We start from the raw sequence: 2,663 nt of genomic DNA, 5'->3' as shown, positions 1-2,663 counted from the left end.
TTTTGAACCAACACTGAATTGAACTGCTGCTCGCTCGAATTCTCTATCGATTTATGAATGATTTGCGATCGCTATATGAGATTTCCTCTTAATTTTAGGGGTTAGATGCTCTGGAATATTTTTTAGTTGAATCGCATTACAGCCCAACTTATATGCAGTTTCAACAGGCTTGCCAGCGCCTAAAGAATCATAGAAGCCCATTGCAAATTTGATTGCGGCTGTGTCTCTAATTTCTTGGCTCGTGCCGATGACATAATTGATGTGTTCAACAATCGCATTTGCCTGAATCTCGGAATAGCAAGCCCTAAGTAAAACACATTCCACATGATCGGCAAACTGCTCAAACAAGCTGGATCAAGCCTCAGTGGTGACAAGTTTTGACTTGCCATTATCGTCTTCTACAACTATCCCGTCATTTCCTGCGCGATGACCGCTCAAATGGAAAATTTGCGGTTCTTTCTATGTCTAGCAAGGCTCGACGCAAGTCATCAGGACAAATAGCCCCGCTATATTCAACTTTGAACTGATCCCGATTATTAGGGGTCGTGTCACTTGTGAGACGAGTACAAATGCTCGTAAACCCCACCACGAGTGTTTTACGTATCATCAGTATAATAGGCGATAATTATCATTTATTCCCACTGGATATATAGCGCTCGCAAATCATTCATAAATCAATCGAGGGTTCGATCGAGCAGTAGTTTCATGAAAATTGTGGCTCAAAATCACCAAATTTGTGTAGTTTGGGAAAGTCAAAGATTTGCTGCTGTATGGTAAAATTGAATAACCATTTAACCAAGGAAAAAGAACGCAGACGATTCCCAAATTTTCTCACCCAAGTCTTGGCATTTAGCCAAATATGCTCTATTGGATTCTGCCGGCGGAGCATTGGGGGCAAACAGGATACAAGTTGAAGACCATTCATTTTTTGTCCGCAAGTAATTATTTATAGGTAAGTTTTCATCTCTTTATATTTGTGATAACTAGCTCTATCCCAAATAATCAAATGTCTCGCTTCGGGATTTAAAGACTGTAAATCGCTTTAAGAAAGCGACCGTATTCTCGGAATTTGCCGTCGCATATTCTCGCAGAATTAACTGTTTTGTTAAGTAATTTATTGCGCCATAATAAGTTTGTTTTTCTCTTTCATTCACCAGCGGTATTTCTATTCTCTCGTTGCGCCTTCCCCAAAGATAGTCACAGACATCTCCCCACAGTAGATGACACTCATCAATCAAATACACCACACGCTTTCCCGATACTATAGCTTCCCGATATTTTTCCAGAGTTTCACAAATTTCTTGGTGCTTTTTTTTGACGAGTCATTCATCGCCTTTTGGGTTCTTTTTTTGAGAGTTTTTCCAGCTAGTTCCTGCTGACTTAAAGAGTCGATAGTAGCTAGTTTTAGATGGCAACTCAATCTGATACTGCTCTGCTATATAATTTTCAAGGGCGGATAAATCGAGCGTGGTCTTTATTAGTTAACCATTGGATAATTTCCGACTGTTCTTCTGGCTTAAGTTGTCCCTGCGAGCTTTGATGACTTAAGAGCAATCCTTCAATTCCATGCAACGCAGAATTGATTTTCCACTTGCTAATAAATGGAGAGGATACTCCCAATATCTTTTGAATAGTTTCGCGGCAGAGCCATTCAATTCGCATTCGGATGGCTAAGGCTCTTTTTAATTCTCTGAGGTCGGGATTGCTGGCAATAAAATTTTCGAGTTTTCATAAGGCTTCGACTTCATCCTATCCGATTTTTTCTGAGGACTTATTTTGGGTCATTTCAACTCATACTTAGATTCACATATAGCCTTTCTCAGAAAGATGAGGTATCATGTTACTGACACTCACTCGTGAGGGTCAAACAGAGAAGATAAGATCAAATTAACTATAATTACATGGTTCAGTAAAGCCTCGCGAAAGCGATACCACACATAATAGCACTTTTTTGACAGCACGATCTGCTTGCCTCACAACACGTTTACTTGTACCCAACTTCATACATTGTTAAAAATGAAAGCTTATTCGATTGATTTTAGGCAAAAAATCCTTGATACTTATCATGCTGAACCCATTTCACAAAAAGCAATAGCTAAGCGTTTTTCTGTAGCCCTGAGTTTCGTACAAAAATTGCTTAAACAATATCGTGAAACAAAAAACATTACTCCGAGAACTGACCGATGTGGAGTCAAAGGCAAACTTAATGCGGATCACCTACTCATCTTGGCGGAATTGATTGAAGCAAATAATGATGCAACTCTTGAAGAACTCCAGGGGGAACGCATCTTATTGAACACTGTTCATCAGTGATGAGTATATTTTCAGATAAATTCACCATTATTAGAAGCTATAAACATACTTTGTAACGACTTTTAAGAGAAAAGAGGAACTGATTAATGATGATTTTTACTGGCTGCCATTTTTGAGACAATAAAAAGCTTACAACCACTGCTTGCAAGTTGTATAATAGTTAGTAATAAGTTGTTTGTGAGAATTTAATTAACTGAAACAGCGAGAATTTTAGTCAAATAGCCATCATCCCATCCAGCTCGAAGTCGCTTGTTCTTTGCTCCAGTTTTTGAGGTTTTTTCTTGATTCAAAAGATTTAATGAGATGTGTCTAATCATAGCAAAATTTTGCGGAGCATTGTCTTTCCTGAG

General features: G+C 38.6%; 2 protein-coding genes and 2 pseudogenes. 1 reads left to right on the top strand and 3 read right to left on the bottom strand.

Going from position 1 to position 2,663, the window contains the following annotated elements:
* Nucleotides 1-51 precede the first annotated feature (51 nt).
* Entirely contained in the window at nucleotides 52-348 is a 297-nt protein-coding gene (locus QUA33_RS27880; RefSeq protein ID WP_333152982.1) for a hypothetical protein, read from the bottom strand.
* A 355-nt stretch (nucleotides 349-703) separates the two neighbouring features.
* Nucleotides 704-1,785, bottom strand: a pseudogene (locus QUA33_RS27875) (IS630 family transposase).
* Nucleotides 1,786-2,016: 231 nt separating this feature from the next.
* Here QUA33_RS27875 and QUA33_RS27870 point away from each other — a divergent pair.
* On the top strand, nucleotides 2,017-2,313 hold the full coding sequence (locus tag QUA33_RS27870; protein WP_333152980.1) for a hypothetical protein: 297 nt from the start codon (nucleotides 2,017-2,019) through the stop codon (nucleotides 2,311-2,313).
* 185 nt (nucleotides 2,314-2,498) lie between these two features.
* On the opposite strand, the pseudogene QUA33_RS27865 reads toward QUA33_RS27870, so the two are convergent.
* Nucleotides 2,499-2,663: pseudogene (locus tag QUA33_RS27865) on the bottom strand (ISAs1 family transposase); the annotation flags it as partial.

The organism is Microcoleus sp. Pol14D4 (assembly GCF_036701245.1).
Lineage (GTDB): Bacteria > Cyanobacteriota > Cyanobacteriia > Cyanobacteriales > Microcoleaceae > Microcoleus.
The sequence above is the reverse complement of the archived record's forward strand: the minus strand, read 5'-3'. Positions and strand labels throughout refer to the sequence as shown.

Bases quoted from the DNA above. Each gene is read 5' to 3' on its own strand.
- QUA33_RS27870 (WP_333152980.1), top strand. From the start codon at position 2,017: ATGAAAGCTTATTCGATTGATTTTAGGCAAAAAATCCTTGATACTTAT.